Origin of the sequence: Segatella sinensis (assembly GCF_040095255.1) — a bacterium.
Classification (GTDB): Bacteria; Bacteroidota; Bacteroidia; order Bacteroidales; family Bacteroidaceae; genus Prevotella; species Prevotella sinensis.
In genome coordinates this window covers 1-17,174 of the sequence record NZ_JBBNGE010000060.1, presented here as the reverse complement: position 1 = coordinate 17,174, position 17,174 = coordinate 1, and the positions used below count along the sequence as shown (strand labels likewise).

Below are 17,174 nucleotides of genomic sequence, written 5' to 3'. Positions count from 1 at the left end.
GGAGACAAGCCCCCTGGGTGTGCCCTTGACAGTCGCCGCTTGTGGTAAATTTGCAAAGTAAAATCAAGGGATGACGCATAAGAAAATGAATGAACGCTCACCTAAAGAAACAATAAAAGTAGCAGGAAATCAACAAGAGGACGCTTCCCTTTACCAGAAACCTTGAGAAAACCAGCCCTACCTATTCCTGGTGTACCCATCAACATCACTGAGGAAAGAGAGACTATACTTACCTCTTTCAACCAGGTCTTCGAATCCCCACCCCACGATGACCAGCCAATCCTCCCTCAAGGAAGGCAAGCTAAAGGAGGAAACACCAAAGACAAAAGAGACCTGTCAAAAGGATGGCAAAGAACTACTACCTTCCAAAAACAAGCCACCATCTTCAAAAAAGTGAAGCAAAAGGAAGAGGATGCAGATTCTTTCATACCATTTGCCATGACATACAACCTATCTTTTAGGAGGTAGCCTACCCCAAAAGCGGCTCTCCGATCTCCTCCCCAAAAAGATAGACATAAAAAACCAAAGGCTGATGCTATCAGCCATCAGACAAGCATCTGCGATACCTATTTATCCGGCATAACAGGAAGGTTATGCCGGACGGCTGCGCCCTAAGAAAGCAGCCGAACCGAGGGGAAGAAACCCTAAATAGAGCCTCTCCCCCACTACCTGCTAAAAGACAAAACCAGCAAACAAGTCCAACTGCAGGTTACCAGAAAGCCGCCCCTTTAACTTCTTCACAAGTTTAGCTGCTTTCTTGTCTTCCTGTAGAAACCTGATCAGGCTATTGATAGCCGTATCATGCGCCTCATTCTCGAAACGAAAAAGACCGGTAAAGAGACCAGGCAAGAAAGACCATCCCCTGGTTCCATAGCAAGCAAAAACTCCATAGGTCCACAATCCATTGGGATGCTGTAATATTCTAATTTCCAGGTGTTCCTCAATCTCCTCTACTTGAGTGCGTGGTTGCAAGTAGGAAAGTACGTCAACCCAAAGATACTCATTGAGTTTAAGTTCAGAAGGAGCACGGACATACCCTAGCTGCTTGAGCTTTACATAATCACGCCTGGCAAACTCTATATGCCGATTTCTCATACTTGAGTTGTCTGATGCAAAGAGACCTTCCAACTCCAAAATTTCATCATCTAAAATCCCAGCCATGTTGAAAAAGTTGTGGCAAGGTGGTTAGCCTTGCCGTTTCCTTCTTTAATCTGTCACTCTATAATAATACTGTAGCTTAGCCCCTTTGAGATTATCCTCTGCGTAACAAGCTGCTGCATGATAATACTTATCGTAAAGTTTGGCTAGCTCCATGTTTTTTTCATACCACTGAGCAATCTTGTGATTCAACACCATCACAAGCTCAGTAATGTAAACACAATTGTCTTTCCATTCATTGAACGCACGATGGAATGTGTCTGTAACGGCATCCCCTCCAAAAGCATCAGCTATGGAGAAATCCTGCCAAAATGTAGTACGTGGCTTGTAACCTGTCTCACTCTCGATGTTCCACTTGGGAACCTTGATTTGAATTGTCTCTGTCATGTTCTTAATCCTTTAAAGTTCAACTTGAATTTATTCTGGATTTCAGATTCACAGCCTTTTTAAGACTTTTGCTATCGTAAAATCCGAGTTTTTTTTTAAGTCATTCCGGCATACCCGTCATCACTTTGCCTTTTTACGTGCTTAAAAGATGGAAGGCTCAAGAAGTCAGAACACCAAACAATCTGCAGAGAATCTTTTCAGGAATACCCAATCTCTGATTGTGGAAGGCTGCTTGAAAAGATTCTCAGCAGATAGCAGAAATGTGGTGTTTGGTATCTGACAAGCCTGCCATACCTTTGCACGTCAAAAAGCAAGTGATGACTGGTAAGTCAGACAGAAAAAGCACGAGGTTTTATATCGATAGCAAAATTACCTATAGATATAATACATAGACAAACATCACAATAGTATAACAAGTTCATTCTGTTTACATTAGAAATAGCCAGGAAACATCAGTTCCAACTTAAGGAAAAATAAAAAAGCCATTGCCTAAGATCCAACAATCTCAGTCAATGGCCAACTTTATCTCTGAGCAGGCATTTTACTTAAATGCCTGAATATACTGCTTTAAAGCATCACGCAAAATCTCTTCACAACTCTTTTTTGTCTTGATCTTAGTGAGCATAAGCTGCTCATAGTCTTCATCGGACAAATAAGTCTGAACACCATGCATAGTGGCTCTTTTCTCTGCAAGAGACATCTTCTTTTTCTTAACAACAGGCTGCTCATTACCAGGACGTACTGCCTGATTCATATTACTAAACGCTGCGCGAAAATCCTTTCCTGCCATAATTCTAAATATTTATAGATTGAACAATTCTTTAATTACAAAAGAGTAGTCATTTGCTGCTGTACAATAAGGTGAATATGAGAACAGGTCAGTCAGCTCAGTCTGCGCCTCATTTACCTTGATGCAACGTCGAATACCATGTGACAAGACCTTATCACCATATGTTTCTTTAAGAAAAGCCAGCGCCTGACGGACAATGCGAGGTCTCTCATCCAGCATTACAGGTAACAGACCTAATAATTCAAGATCTTTATTCAAGGCAAATCTGCCATTCTTTACCTCATCCAATGCTCCAAGAATAGCAGCCAAACCATTCACAGAAAGTCCTTCCATCTGAACAGGTATAAGCAAATGACTGGCAACAACCATAGCATTATAAGTTGACTGAGACAATGCTGGAGGGCAATCAATGAAGATATAGTCAAAGAAATCTATAGGATCAGTGATACCTTCACAGGTAAAATCTATGCAAGGACTGCTGATGCAAGCTCCCAACACTTGACGAGGAGATCCGGTATTCTGAAGGAAAGGATCCACATCCTGCATTTTTGCAGAACCTGGAACATAAAACACTCCTATCTCTGACTTGTATATAGGAAGTCCCTTACAAGCAATCATAGAATCAAAAACAGTAGCACAACCTTCTGGAGCATGATTCAAAAGGGTTAAGTTACACTGAGGATCCAAGTCTATCTCAAGGATTCTTAGTTTCTTATCCTTTCGGAGCATACCAGCTGCAAGATTTTGCACTGTAGTCGTTTTGCCAACGCCACCCTTATTATTGACGATAGCCAAGATCATTTTCAGTCTATTTTCCATGTCTTTGACTTTTAATTATTAATTCTGGTGCAAAGATACATTAAATAATTGAAATGAACAAGAGAAAGCTCAAAAAAGTTTGTTTTCAAACATAATATTTTGCAAACATGTTTGTATACATATAAGTTTGCAAACTTCAAGCAACTTATATCATACTATTAATCAAACGTTTATAAAAAAAACGAATAAAACCGTTTTCAAACATACATGTTTAATAGTTTTTTGGTTTTCGGTTTTACAAACTACCAAACATACATACTTTCAAGCATAACGAACTGAGAAGGAAAAAGAAAAAGAACAGGAGAAACAAATCTTATAGATAAATCAAAGTATCGAAGAAAAGCCCATTTATATACATATCGATAATCAAACCATAAAATATAGAAAAGACAGCTAAGCAACAGTATAAAGAAAAGTAGAGCTGATAGAAGTTCCAGACGGAAACACCGACCTCCCTACTCCACTCTATTAACATCAACAAGAAACATACCTACCCAAAAGTAACATACGAAGATCTGATAGACAAGGAAAGAAAAGGGAATTGCTGATAATTGAAAATAGCAATACCAAACAAAATCAAGTAACACCAGGATAAAACTGTTAGCAAACATTCAGGAATACAAACTTACGAAAAAACATGGATCCTTGTTTCTTGCATCAAAAAGAGCTTAAAGCAAATTATTGAATGAAAAATGTAAATTCTCCCCAAAAATGATTATCTTTACAAAGCGTCTGAGAGAAAGACCAACCGAGTGAACGTTGGATGCATTGTTCGTCACCCTCTGACGCATTCTCTACCCAACCTTCGAAAGAATTCTCGACCAAAGTAAATCATAGGACTTATTTTTTTAAAGCGGAGAACAGAATAACTCAACAATGAATATAATACATTATTGAGTAATTAAATAAAGAGATCAATAAAAAACAAACCTGTTTTCTAACATACATGATTGCGGTCTTACAAAAAAGAAAGTAAATATGAAATGCATCACAAGGGTAAAGAAACAGAAAAGCTAAATGCAAACATATTTGCTTTCAATCATACATGTTTGCATTTTTCCTAGTTTGCCAACAAACAAACAATCAAACAACCAAAGAAAAATGTAAGCTAGCATTCAAAGGAACCCGTGTAATAAAAAACAAAAGGCTTTGTTTAATTGAAATCAAACATACATGTAATCAAATATACGTAATTATCTGTTTACAAACAATCAAATACTCAAACATACGAAATTACATGTAACCTTGTAAGCAAGCTAACAAAAAAAACAGGAACGTAAAAAACTGATTGTAAACAAAGAAACACGTAACCAAGCATACATGTTTACATACAAACAAATAAAAATAAAACATAAAAGTAACGCAAACTTGAGTAAAAAGACGAAAAGACATTTAACACGCCTGCACATTTTCAAGCATTCAAACGTTCAAGCATCCAAACATTCAAACAAAAGCAAAAGCTTGATAAAACCTAAAAAGGAACAATGAATCTCAAGTGATAAGGTACATTACAAATAGTAAAACAAAACAGCCTAAAAACCTATAATATATAATAGTGAATACACGTATACAAATATACAAGTTTTCATGTAAGCAATATTACAAGTACAGATATAAATTAGATATCAGTAAGTTAACAGCTCAAAGAAGAACCAGAAAAACTATTTCTAACTTTCAAAGATCCATTCTTTCAAACATATTTGTTTTCAAACATTCAAAGAATATAGTAAAATAGAAATATAATAATAAATATGATAGAAAGAAAACAGGAATAAATTAAAGTCATAGTATATCATGAATTAAAAAGCATAAAAAACAAGGATTCAACGAAACATGTTTACGTAGCAACATGTTTTCAAACATACAAAAGAAATCCCCAATTAAACTTATGTTACAGGTAACAGACAGATCCAGGATAAAACGAAGCTTTTACAAACATACATGTTTTTTAGTTTTCAAACACACATGTAAACTAAAATATTGAATAAAAGATATAATAACATGATAACCAGTATTCTAAAATCATATCTTTCAAGTTAACATGTTTTCGGTTTTTCATGTTTAGAAGTTAACTGCGCACAAAATACATGTTTTCAAACTTTCAAGAAAATTTTCACAAGGTCAACAATATTATGAAAGAGCAAGCTGCAGTACGGAAAATAAAACATACTAGAAATCAGGTAAACAAAATATCATATTTACCATGATACATAGAAACTAGAAAACAAAGAAACAAGAATGTATGAATTCAAAAGGACAAATATCAACCAGACAAACTAGCAATTAAATGAGCAAACAATATTTCTTGAAAAAGAAAGAAGGAAAAGGTGTAATGATTATAAAAAGAGATTCAAAAAGTAAACCATAAACAACAGTAATAATAAGTAGCAAAGAATATAAGTTCAAATGGCTCGGTGCGATAGCATACAGTACAGTTTTCATCAAAATAAATCAGGATGTAAACTCCCAACAGAACGTAAAGCTCATACTGAATTTTAAACTAACCATTAGTAAGAACATATATTGTCTTGTAACTGTATTAACAGATAGCTCAAATAATGGCTTAACTAATTATCTGACAAGAGGAAATCAGGTAACATGAAGTCTCCTTAAAAGAAAAACAATAAAGAATCTCAAAAAAATGGAAGAGTGACAAATGTAATATGTTTGCGTACGGGTTTTCCATTTTTCGGCTTATCATGTTTTCAAACATACTTATAAACATATACTATAGCTATATATCTATATATTAATGTATTAAAAGATATAACATAAAAATACAAGCATACTTGTTTGTAGGTTTTCAAACTTTCAAACATATTTTAAAGTAAAAGAGAACACATCATCAGTTAAAAAGATTTTGAAAGCTCAATACAAAATAAGATAGTAAAGAAGAACAAAAAGTATGTAAGATAGATTATAGATGGGGTGGGGGAGCAGGTATCTTATACAACAATGACAGTAAAGTCTGTCCAACTAAAATTAATAACAGCATCTGATACAAATTCGTGTTACGGTAGCCACAAATCATCTATGTAGCCACTTATATCTTCAATCATGAACTTTCATGGCAATAGTTCACAATAGAAGTTTCCAGAAGGAGTTTCTTACGAAAAACCAGAATTTCTATAAGCAGAGCCTTCGCAATAAGCCATGTCGCCCAGCTTTTATAACCATTCTACAGTAGGATTATATAACGCTGCAGTTCCGCCACAAGAAAAAGTACTCTGCAACTATCTTCCTTGGAACAGCGGCTTCTTTCATTACCTCCTCACCATGAAGAGTCGATAACCAGGCTGCATCATCCTCCATATCCTGTATCATTACTTCAGTCATCATATGTTGCTAACTACCAAAGTTGATCTACCCCATTCATAATCTATAGTCTAGCCTCCCTACTTTTATGAAGTTTTCAACAGACGATTCCATTCGCATGGTAACTGTATAGGTTTACTATCGCCACGTAGAGAATACTATCAGAATGTAGGGTAGGGGAGAAACTAATTCATATGCTCTGTACAAAAAGGATTCTAAAATACAGAAAATAATCAGGTATAGCGAACATTTTACATGTTTTCAAACATATTTGTAAACATGTAAATTAGATATAAATCTATAGATCAGCAATTTACATTATATAACAATCAAGTAAACTAATCTACATGTACGTGTGCTTACAAACTTTCAAACATCCAAACATTTAATGATAGCGTTCAATCAAGAATGATATAGATGGGAAAAACATGTATTAATGCAAGTGGGAGGCAAAGTAAATTTCTGGAAACAAGTTACGAGGATAGGGTAGGGGAGAGGGCAAAATGCAATGAGAAAGGGCATGCCTTGCTGAAGACATGCCCCGTATATACTATTCTTCCTCAGAGATTTCAACAGATGGAATCTCACCAAGATAGGCCCCCATATCCTTCCTGTCTCTCCATACAAAAACATCATTGATAAAATTCATCAACTTCTCATGCTGCTCATGGATGCTATCAACAATTTGATTATAATAGTCTAAATCCTCATCTTTAGAAGTAGAGGTAAGCTGAAGGTTCAGGTCATCCAGAGCGTCGAGATGAGCATTGAGCTTGAAATACACTTGCTGATAATAATTCCTTTTCTCCATTTCCTCATGATGAGTAGATTCCAAAATCATTCTCAGCCCTTCATCCTGTTCCGAGAAGTCAACTTCTTCTAGCGGAATGAATGCAGTGGCAGCTTCATCACCAGCCAGGATGAAGAATACAACCAACCTATCTCTACCATGCCAAATGTGATGTGGGTCAGTTTGCAACCAATTCTTCACTTTGCGCACAGATGGAATGGATGAATTGAAACTAGATATTATTTTCACCATAATCTTATGTATTAATCGTCAAACAGTCTACCTTGTACTCCCTTACCTGGCTTTCCATTCATATATGGAACTCCATAATCTTCATAGAGCATCTTGCATACTGAACCACAGATTTTTCTCTCGTTAGTATCAAAATCATCTTTACTATATCTCAAGGCTATTTTCTTCAGCTGCTTGGCAATTTTCTCTAGAATTTCAATTCTTTCTGACTGCGAGTCAACTGTAGAAACAGATTTGCTGATGGCAGTGATATAATAGTTGGACTGCTCAACTCTGAAATGTGCACGAAGGAAGGTGTTGATCTGGGTGATGATCTTGGTCAGTTTTGCACCATAACCTTCAGACAGAATCTTGATCTGTGTTGGTGTAACCGGCTTCTTAGCACCAAGTCTTGCTGTATTACCATTTGTTTCAATGATAAAATAGTAGGCAGTAACAGCACCCCTGGAGTTCTTGCTCTTAACCTTATAATCAAAACAAACGTCACAAAGTCCCTTTTCGTAGAGTTTCCTGATGTCGTTCTTGGCCTTGTCAAGCACTCGCTTCTTGAAATCAGAACCGTTTTTATACTGTTCTTTCTGGATAATGTTGCCCTTTTCATCCTTAATTTCTAGAAGGTTGAACATCTTCTTGATATCATGAACGGTCATGAAGAAGATCTTGTCTTCCTTGTTGCGGTACTGACAGCAGAATTCATAGAAGCGTTGTGAGTACACACTCTTGAAGCTCATCTCGATATACATGTCAAAGACAGTAAATTCAGATGAGAGGTTGGTGAAGTAGGGGAGGAGTACTGGAGTAACACCCACAGTGTAGGTCTCCTGATCAGGGTGCTCATCCACATACGACAATAAACCAGCATAGATGCGGTGACCGTCTTTGGAATGAAAGACCTTCTTTGAATCAGTGATGTTCTTTAATGCATTGAAGGCATAATCCAGGTTTGAGCTATGGCCGGACACACATTCCAGAAGCTGGCTACGAGTCAGGGTAAGCTGATACTTCTCTGGATGTCCATCTGGAAGATCCTTGTTCTTCTGTATACCACGCAGAATCTGCAACCAACAATTTCTCTCGACTGCAGAAAGATTGCTGATTGCCTGAGTAACATCGTTTGGCTGAGAAATAAAATAGTGTGGATTTTCTGCCAGGATCAATCCATCCACTTTCTTAGGACGCCCTGGTTTCTTCTTAGTAACCTTGCCTCCTTCATCGCCAGAAGGTATTACCTCTGCAACGACTTCCTCAATTTCTTCCTTTTTCTTCGCTTTAGCCATAGCTGTATGATTTTAATTTTGGGCACAAAAATACATAATTTCTGCGACAATCCTCTTAAAAGAGTCGTAAATTACATTTTTTTAACCTCTAAAAGACAAGACAATATTATAAAATCTAGAAATAATGAGCACAAAAAGCAGGAGGTCTTTCTATAACTCATTGAAAATCAATAGGGCAATTTGAGGTCTGACTATAAAAAACATGGTATTAGATTCGGAAGTGGATGCGACAAAATTATAAATAAAAATAAGATTTTGAATTAGTTTGCGACATAAATATAATATAGGTTGTCGTAAACAAAGTTATTTCACAGCTTATCTTTTGAGTAATCTTTTATTGTTATCATTTATAATTATATTGTTGTTCATTGAATTTACTTAATTTATTGGTTTTCGTTAAAGTAATACTTTAATATAAGTTAGCTATCTTGTTACGACAATATTATAAATGATAATAGTTTTTATAGTAAGAAAAACCAGAATTTAAAGGCAAAAACACGCAAAGTTTATAATTTTGTCCGGGCTTGAGTTTTAGGGATTGGGATATAATATATAAACTTTTGAATCTCTGATAGTTAAAATATTGCTGCGACAAAATTATAATATTGAGAAAGGAATGATTATCAATTTTTTAACTGGCATATTGCTGCGACAAAATTATAAAGAAACAAAAAATATGGTTTTTAAAACGACTATTTAATAATTATGTCGCAAATAAAATCATAATAACTATAATTGTGTCGCATATGATGTGGCATATCATGGAGAATTCTTAAAGAATAAAGGCTGCAAAAAGAGTACTTTATTAAATGTATAGCTTGTTTTCAGGGAGATGTATGAAGAAAGGCTTTAATGAATATTCCATGTTACTGCGACAAAATTATAAGCTAAATCTAATTCTATAGGTGAAGTATTCCATGATAGAAGTTAACTTTATAATTTTGTCGCAATGTACACCAAAACTCGAAGTATAAGATAATTATAATTTTGTCGCAACGTGATTGTATTTGTTTGTTTATCAGTGTATTGAATGATTTTAATAAAGTAACTTGCGACAAAAATATAAATGCCAAATAGGGCAGGGGATTACTATGTAATATACCTGCGACAAAAAAATAAAGGAAATCAGATAAAAGTAGAACGTTTTACGACTTCTTTGTATTTTTGTCGCAAATAGGTTCAATTGGTTTATTATTCTGTCGTATGATGTATGTTCAGAGTAAATAAAACATAGGGAAGGTATACTATAAAGTCTTTTGCTTAAATATGTTATAAGTATTTATAGAAATGTTATCGCGAGATAATTATTGGTTGAATTAGGCAGGAATAGCAGTTAACTCTTGAATTTGCATGTTACGCATGAGGATTATGACTTATATTAGAAAGAATAAGAAGACAGAAATATAACACTATCTAACATAAAGATACATATTTTAACGCGCGAAAAAGTCTGTTCTTTCTTTATAAGGCCTGGCTTTCAAAAACTTTCCCTCCATGAAGCTGGGAGTTTCCTTTTTCTGCATCATAACGGAGGAAGAAACACCACTATAAGTCCTCTTCCCAGTCTGCTCTTTTTTATATCTCTATTTTTGGCTTATTCTTTTCTGTATCTGTAACTAACTGATTTATAACATCTCCCTTTAGCTACCTGCGACATAATTATAAGATGATGCGACAAAAATATAAACCTAGCTGCGACATAATTATAAATCTTAGGTGGTTTGTTGCGACAAAATTATAAGGGTATAATATGAATCTGGATTAACTATTTTTGCATATAAGATAGTTTGTTATGGTAGATGTGCTTTCTTGAAGAGAATAAGATAAAGTGATCATTGTCCAATAAAATATGAGAGATAATTATATATCTATCTGATAATCTGCATTTTTGCAGGTTTATTCTAGTGAAACGAACTTGAATTGTTAGGTTCAAATAGTACTTGTCTTGTCTTCAAAATGGCTTTGCTTACCGTATATTATCTCCCATTAATAGTATTCTTCAGGATTGTGCTTCGATTTCGTATCTTTATAAAAATGTCGCACCATTATATGGAGAATGTTTAATATAGCCCCATGGTATAACACTATCTAACATAAAGATACATATTTTAACGCGCAAAAAAGTCTGTTCTTTCTTTATAAGGCCTGGCTTTCAAAAACTTTCCCCCCATGAAGCTGGAAGTTTCCCTTTTCTTCATCATAACGGAAGAAGAAACACCACTATAAGTCTTCTTGCCAGTCTGCTCTTTTTTAAATTTCTATTTTTGGCTTATTTTTTCTGTATCTGTAACTAACTGATTTATAATATCTCCCTTTAGCTACCTGCGACATAATTATAAGATGATGCGACAAAAATATAAACCCATCTGCGACATAATTATAAACTCTTGGAGATTTGGTGCGACAAAATTATAAAGGTATGGGATTTGCAGCAATTAACAGATTTTTTATCTCTCCTTCTCCTGTAGTATTGGTTCTGGACCTTTTCCTCTGTACTTCATATAGGCATTCTTGAGCTTGCTGCGACAAAATTATAAGGAAATAAATGCCTTCATAGCCTTGTAGAATCCTAAGACAAGTTTGGTGATATGAGAAGAGATAGGTACAGGGTTCTGCAAATCAAAAGAAAGCCTTCTTTTTCTTGATTTGTATGGGAGACCAGGCTCTTGGGTGATTTGCAATGAAACTTTCCTCGGTAAAATTGCAACAACGTCTTAAATCGCAGAAAAATGCCCTTTTTCTTTTTTGTAGAATTAAGTGTGAAAATGAAGAGAGGGGAGAAGTTGTCTTTTGCATTATGTGATAGATGGAAAAAGAGAAGTGTTGCTCAAAATATTTTGGTGTAGCACTTCTCTTCTTTCTTGAGACCTTCAGCAACAGAGGACTCTTCTACGCTTCCGATTCTAGGCTAGAAGATGTAAGGCAAAAAACTAGTTCTCTGTATTTTGTGGAATGATTTCTTCACGCAGCCTGTTATGAACTGTGAAAAAATCATTCAATAGCGCCCTTAGGTATTCTTTCACATGAGGGATTTCCTTGGTCAGAATGCACTGGCGTTTGGAATGGAGAACAAATTTCTGTCCTTCTTCTTCTATGCTGTAAACAATAGTTGTTCCACTATAGTTGTTAATTGTGTTAATTGCCTTACGTACATTAGACATTTGTTCTAGATCATCCAATGGAACTATATACCATCTTGGATCCCAAATATCAATGAAGAAACTCTCGTTGCTGGCATCAATGACGAAAAGTTCTCCCTGATATTGAAAACACAAGCGGTTCTCGTCCTCTTCTGCAACAGATACCTCACAGTTTAACTGCTTCAGTAGTTCTATGCACAAATCCCTGGTGTGGGGAGGTCCTGCCTGCTTTTCTTCTTGCAGTATGTCTGCAGAAGCCTCAGGTTGTGTGCTGCCGGCTGCTCCTTGTTCTGTTGGCTTTGTTTTTCTACGAGAAAAGAAGTAGATACAAGCTATGATCACAATCGTTGAAATAATAGTCTCCATATGCATCATTTTATATTAATATGGCAAAAATACAAAAAAAATCGTGAAGTCATGAGAAATAACACAAAAAAAGCCAGATTCTATGTTAAAATCCGGCTTTTGAAAAGAAAATCATTCATCAACTCTACCTATTATGTCTTTCCATTCCTCAGGAGAGTAAGCTGTAACAACTGCAAGCACTGAAACGCCAAGAACAAAAAGTAACATCATATGAATACTCGTTTTCCGTGTGAACCCACGACAGACCTGCTGCAACTAGTAATTTAAAAATATTATTCCCTCTCCCCATATCCCGAAGATTAAAAGGTGATAGGCTTTTTACGTGCAAGTCAATACGATAAATAAGAGTAAACAGGGTGCAAGGAATTTCTGTATTATTTTCGGTAGCCATCGGCTGCTTAGACAAAAAATACAGAAATAGCCTTTAGGCGGTACTTGCAGGTTTACGTTTATCGTAATTTTGCAAAGTAAAAACCTCTCTCCTTAAAATTGGGATATATGAAACCGGGGATAAAAAGTTGCAACCAGCATGGAGGTTACATGGTTAAACATATTCTGTGTAAATGATAGCTTCTTGTGACCATCTTTTCTTAACTTTTTCAGGTTATTCTCGTTTAGATGACAGGTAAGTTTTAATCAGAATGGAATGGATGTTTTCATGGCGTTCTGTTTTTCCCTGTAGAGTCCTTAAGTTAATAGTTCGAAACAAATTCTGAAATACGGAACCCTTAAACATAATATAACTTAATCTCTTTTAATGATTTCCGATATGCGGAAGCCATTCACCTAAATTAATATTTCCGCATGAATGAACAAAAAATCCCCATCGCTGGAATTAATCCTAAGCGGTGGGGATTTCAAAGCCTGCCGTTATCATCTTCTTGGTTTGAAGCTTCGTCTCTCAAGAAGCTACTTGTAGTTCTCATCATCGTAAGAGATGATATCCAAGTCTTCTGCAATTTTTATAAGCCCGTTTTTAATTTTTTTACCCAAAGTTAGTGGCTTAGGCTTGGAAACTGGCGATTCTACAGAAACCTTTCCTGAATCTTCTGTGCTATGAGGGTTGTTCTCATTCAAAACATTAGTTGCCCCTTCTTCAGACTCTCCTTCTTGAGCTGCAATCATGGCGACCTTCTTTGTATCATCAGTCTTATTGTCATCTGCAGGTTCTGTTTCTTGCTTTTGCTCAGTTTTATCTGAATGCGTCTGGAAGTTGTCTCGAATAGGATGATAGAGTTTGTCGATGATTCTTTGATAGTCTTCTTCATCCTTTGACGTAGAGGAACTTTCTTTTACCTCCTCGGATAACTCATTGTTGAGACCTGTTGCAAGAATGGTGACTTTGGCATCCTCGTCCAGACTATCATCATCAGAAAGACCCCAAATCACCTTGATATCAGGGTTCAGTTCATCAAAGAAGGCATCAATTTCTCTCATCTCCCTCACAAAGATAGGGTGCTTGCTGGAGGTGTAGATATTAAAGAGGATGCGCTGGGCATTACTGATATCGCTGCCATAGAGCAGAGGAGAGTCTAACGCATTCTTGATGGCACTCTGAACCCTTCCCTCACCACTGGCTCTACCCATGGCCATGATAGCACCGCCACCGCTCTTGATGGTAGTCTCGATGTCACGGAAGTCAAGATTGATGGTTCCCTCCACGGTGATGAGTTCCGAGATACTCTTGGTGGCATCGCTCAGTACCTTGTCTGCCAGTTTGAAGGCATCCTTTACGGTAATCTCGGAGTCGGCATAAACATCGCAGAGACGCTCGTTGTTGACGATAAGCAAGGCATCCACGTTCTTGCGCATTTCTTCTACACCCTGTAGAGCCTTGACAATTTTCTTTCGCTTCTCGAAGTAGAAAGGTATGGTGATGATGCCAACGGTAAGGATGCCCATCCCTTTGGCAATACCGGCAATGACAGGTGCGGCACCCGTACCCGTTCCACCACCCATACCAGCAGTAACAAAAACCATCTTGGTTCCGTCGTCCAGCAGTTTCTTGATGTCTTCCTGGGTATTCTGAGCCTCACTTCTTCCCACTTCGGGATTTGCCCCTGCACCCAAACCACTCTTTCCGAGCATGATTTTTACCGGCACAGGCGACTTGGATAGTGATTGACTATCCGTATTGCAGACGGCGAAACTCACGTTTACTATACCCTCTGCATACATATTCTTAACGGCATTGCATCCGCCACCACCCACACCAATCACCTTGATGATGTTCTTGGTAGTGTCTTCTGTCTGCCCGAAATCTATAGGAGTCCAATCTTCTTTCATCATTTCTAAATTTCAATTTGGGCACAAAGATACATATAAAGAATCAGATTTCCGATAAAAAATCAAACGCAAGCCTTGCAAAAGAAGATTTTTTCTAGATGAGAAACGATTTTTCCCTTTCTTTTTGTACTTTTGCAACCAGTATGCAAGAAGAAACAAGAAATATGACCCCAGAGGAGAAAGCCGCTCAGGTAAAGACGCTTTCCACCCAGCTTTTAGCAGAAGGTAGAACCGATCTTTTGTTAAAAGCCATCAGTGTGCCCGTATTGGAACAGCTCCGTATCGAGGCAGCAAGGGCAACCCTCAGTCCTCTGGTCATCACGGAAGATTACCGTTTCTTGCTCCCAGACTATGGAAACAGGGAAGTGCAGCTCAGTCCCATCCACAAGGCCCTCTATCTGCTCTTTCTGAATCACCCGGAAGGAATAGAGTTCAAGAACCTGGTGGATCATCGTGAGGAACTGTTTGCCCTCTACCGAAAAATCGGCAACAGAATCGACCCTGATAAAATCACAGAAACAGTGAATCGCCTGACGAACCCTCTTGATAATGCCATCAATGAGAAATGTTCGCGTATCAAGGCTGCTTTCTCCGACTTGATGGACGAATACCAAGCCGACTACTACATCATCAATAGCCATGTCAAGCGCCACCAAGGCTCTTCCATGAAGCTCTGGTTCGAGAGACTGAAAATCATCAACCTCCCGAGGGAACTTGTGATCTATCAATGTTGATCATTTCTGCTATCTGTTGTCACATGCCCCGCAATTGGAACAGCCGTTACACGTCATCCTGCTGCCGCAGGTCTTGCAATGCGCTCTGAAAAAAGCCTGAGGCTTGACAATCTCATTACCAAACAGATTACCTTCAGGAAGGTGGAGCTTGTAGGAAATGGGCTTTCCCTGAAAACTCAACCCACTCAGATAAGCTTGCTTGCTCTGGACTTGCTTGTCATGAATCCGGTAAGTTCTTCCGTCCTTGACAAAGCAAGTTCCAGTTTCGATGAAGTTGAATGATACATTGTATGTCCTGCATTGGTCACTCAAACTCTTCACCCATTCATAATGACATGGTCTGGCACCGTCATAGTTTTCTCCTCCACATAGTACATCTTCTATCTGCCCGGTGGCTAAATAGGAAGAAACATCAATAGGTCCTATGAAAGGTGCAGCCATGAAGCCTTTGTGTCTGGCTGGCAGATCCAAAAGAATCGGAAGTCTCTCGTCGGCTCTCTTCTGGTTCTCTGTTGTCACCGATAGAAGTACATTCTCATAACCGTCCCCCCAGTCTTTGGGCAGACACATTTTGATGCGATGCGCACGCTTGGTGAGCAGGCGAAATACCATATCCGGACGACTCCTGATGATTCTCCAGGCTTCTTCTCTCCAAACATCAGCTTCCTCCACAAAGAAATCTGTGCTAAGCCCCACATACATCTCCATGCCAGAAGGATATTTGAAACTACCGTCTCTCTTTCTCTGAAGAGGCATGGCAAAGTTCTCAGTCCTGAAAACCTTCGCCGTGTCAATGCCTCTCTTGCCATCCAGAAAGTACATGTAGCAGTGCTCACATCCTTCACTGATTTTATGGCAGCCGTGCCATGGATTCCAGATAATCATATAGTGATAATTGCTTTTATGACAAAATCTTATCCATTAAAGAGAATAGTTCCTCTTCTGTTTGATAAGGGTAAATCACGAAGTAGGGATTACCTGTAAGCATGGCTGAAAGCTGAGTCTTGCTCTTGTCATAGAAGATATGACAAGGAATACCTCTGCTCTCAGCATAAGCCAATTCATAACCCACACCAAGTGAAGGATTGCTGCACTCGGCTACCACCATGTCGCTCTCCTGAAGCCATGCTGTGTCCTGGTTGTAGATTTCTGCATCACTCATCCTGCCTTTTTCCATGAGATTGATGTCAGCCTGACCTATATGCTCGGTCAGAATGATGTCAGTGATCTACATATGTTCAATCATCTTTCTGTAGAGATCAGCAAAGTTTCTCCCTCCACGAATAGAACCTGCAAAATATATTTTCCTAAAATCCGCAACTATCATCCAATACACGATTAAGGGTAGATTTATGAGTCGTTAGTAGTAGCTTTCAGTAAAAAGCAACAGCACAACATCAATATGTAGCCAACATCCCCTTACCCCACGATGCGACTTGAGGTAATACGCAGATTCTAACCGGAAAGAAAGGATTCTTATCCGAATTCTGTTTTGAAGGGTTTTGCATAAGCGCGGTTCTCTGTGTAGATATTCAGCACGTATTGCCTTGCAGTCATGATCCACTTGGCAGGTACGGAGATGAATCTGAAGACAAAAGCCTTTATGCGACTCGTTTTCTTGAGCCCAAAAGCCTTGGTGTCAAGCCTGCTCATGATGGTCTTGTAGAAATTGTGTATCAATGCAGTAAGCAGAAGAAAGACAGTATTCTCCGCCATGAATGACTTGGGGAGCCTGCTCCAACCGAATCCGTTGTTCATGTCGTCAAAGATACGTTCCTTGCCGCCACGCAGATTGTAGAATTCAACAATGTCCCTTGTCGATGACTTGTAATCGTTGGTCAGAATACAACGGTAAGTGTA

The 17,174-nt window shown here is 37.7% G+C and carries 14 protein-coding genes; 2 read left to right on the top strand and 12 right to left on the bottom strand.

The annotated features are described in order from the left end of the window. Positions 1–162: 162 nt before the first annotated feature. Entirely contained in the window at positions 163–468 is a 306-nt protein-coding gene (locus AAAT87_RS13250; protein WP_349226666.1) for a hypothetical protein, read from the top strand. A 204-nt stretch (positions 469–672) separates the two neighbouring features. Here the strand turns inward: AAAT87_RS13250 and AAAT87_RS13245 are convergent, their stop codons facing one another. The 9 genes from AAAT87_RS13245 to ftsZ all read right to left on the bottom strand — a co-directional run bounded on the left by AAAT87_RS13245 (position 673) and on the right by ftsZ (position 14,583). Then, positions 673–1,161 carry a hypothetical protein gene (locus AAAT87_RS13245; protein ID WP_349226665.1) on the bottom strand — a complete coding sequence of 163 codons (489 nt, stop codon included), beginning with the start codon at positions 1,159–1,161 and terminating at the stop codon, positions 673–675. A gap of 45 nt (positions 1,162–1,206) precedes the next feature. Further along, positions 1,207–1,545, bottom strand: a complete 339-nt coding sequence (locus AAAT87_RS13240) for a hypothetical protein (protein ID WP_089543670.1) — start codon at positions 1,543–1,545, stop codon at positions 1,207–1,209. A 541-nt stretch (positions 1,546–2,086) separates the two neighbouring features. Continuing rightward, positions 2,087–2,335 carry a hypothetical protein gene (locus AAAT87_RS13235; protein WP_089543669.1) on the bottom strand — a complete coding sequence of 83 codons (249 nt, stop codon included), beginning with the start codon at positions 2,333–2,335 and terminating at the stop codon, positions 2,087–2,089. Between the two features lie 12 nt (positions 2,336–2,347). Then, the gene (locus tag AAAT87_RS13230) at positions 2,348–3,154 is read right to left on the bottom strand and encodes a ParA family protein (RefSeq protein ID WP_349226664.1); all 807 of its coding nucleotides are present in this window, start codon (positions 3,152–3,154) and stop codon (positions 2,348–2,350) included. Positions 3,155–6,343: 3,189 nt separating this feature from the next. Next, the gene (locus tag AAAT87_RS13225) at positions 6,344–6,493 is read right to left on the bottom strand and encodes a hypothetical protein (RefSeq protein ID WP_349226663.1); all 150 of its coding nucleotides are present in this window, start codon (positions 6,491–6,493) and stop codon (positions 6,344–6,346) included. A 526-nt stretch (positions 6,494–7,019) separates the two neighbouring features. Beyond that, on the bottom strand, positions 7,020–7,511 hold the full coding sequence (locus tag AAAT87_RS13220) for a hypothetical protein (RefSeq protein ID WP_142990578.1): 492 nt from the start codon (positions 7,509–7,511) through the stop codon (positions 7,020–7,022). Between the two features lie 11 nt (positions 7,512–7,522). Then, positions 7,523–8,788, bottom strand: a complete 1,266-nt coding sequence (locus AAAT87_RS13215) for a replication initiation protein (protein WP_349226662.1) — start codon at positions 8,786–8,788, stop codon at positions 7,523–7,525. A gap of 2,930 nt (positions 8,789–11,718) precedes the next feature. Beyond that, the gene (locus tag AAAT87_RS13210) at positions 11,719–12,294 is read right to left on the bottom strand and encodes a hypothetical protein (RefSeq protein ID WP_349226661.1); all 576 of its coding nucleotides are present in this window, start codon (positions 12,292–12,294) and stop codon (positions 11,719–11,721) included. A 909-nt stretch (positions 12,295–13,203) separates the two neighbouring features. After that, a complete protein-coding gene (gene ftsZ / locus AAAT87_RS13205) occupies positions 13,204–14,583 on the bottom strand; it encodes a cell division protein FtsZ (RefSeq protein ID WP_089543664.1) in 1,380 nt (459 codons plus the stop codon). 140 nt (positions 14,584–14,723) lie between these two features. On the opposite strand from ftsZ, the gene AAAT87_RS13200 reads away from it, so the two are divergent. After that, complete coding sequence (locus tag AAAT87_RS13200) at positions 14,724–15,314, top strand: hypothetical protein (RefSeq protein WP_349226660.1); 591 nt, start codon at positions 14,724–14,726, stop codon at positions 15,312–15,314. A 9-nt stretch (positions 15,315–15,323) separates the two neighbouring features. Here AAAT87_RS13200 and AAAT87_RS13195 read toward each other — a convergent pair whose 3' ends face one another. The 3 genes from AAAT87_RS13195 to AAAT87_RS13185 form a co-directional block, all read right to left on the bottom strand. After that, positions 15,324–16,199, bottom strand: a complete 876-nt coding sequence (locus AAAT87_RS13195) for a DUF5131 family protein (protein ID WP_349226659.1) — start codon at positions 16,197–16,199, stop codon at positions 15,324–15,326. A 16-nt stretch (positions 16,200–16,215) separates the two neighbouring features. Then, positions 16,216–16,491, bottom strand: a complete 276-nt coding sequence (locus AAAT87_RS13190; RefSeq protein ID WP_428848587.1) for a nucleoside 2-deoxyribosyltransferase — start codon at positions 16,489–16,491, stop codon at positions 16,216–16,218. A 299-nt stretch (positions 16,492–16,790) separates the two neighbouring features. Next, the coding region (locus AAAT87_RS13185) for a transposase (RefSeq protein ID WP_349226657.1) at positions 16,791–17,174 on the bottom strand (384 nt) is incomplete at its 5' end.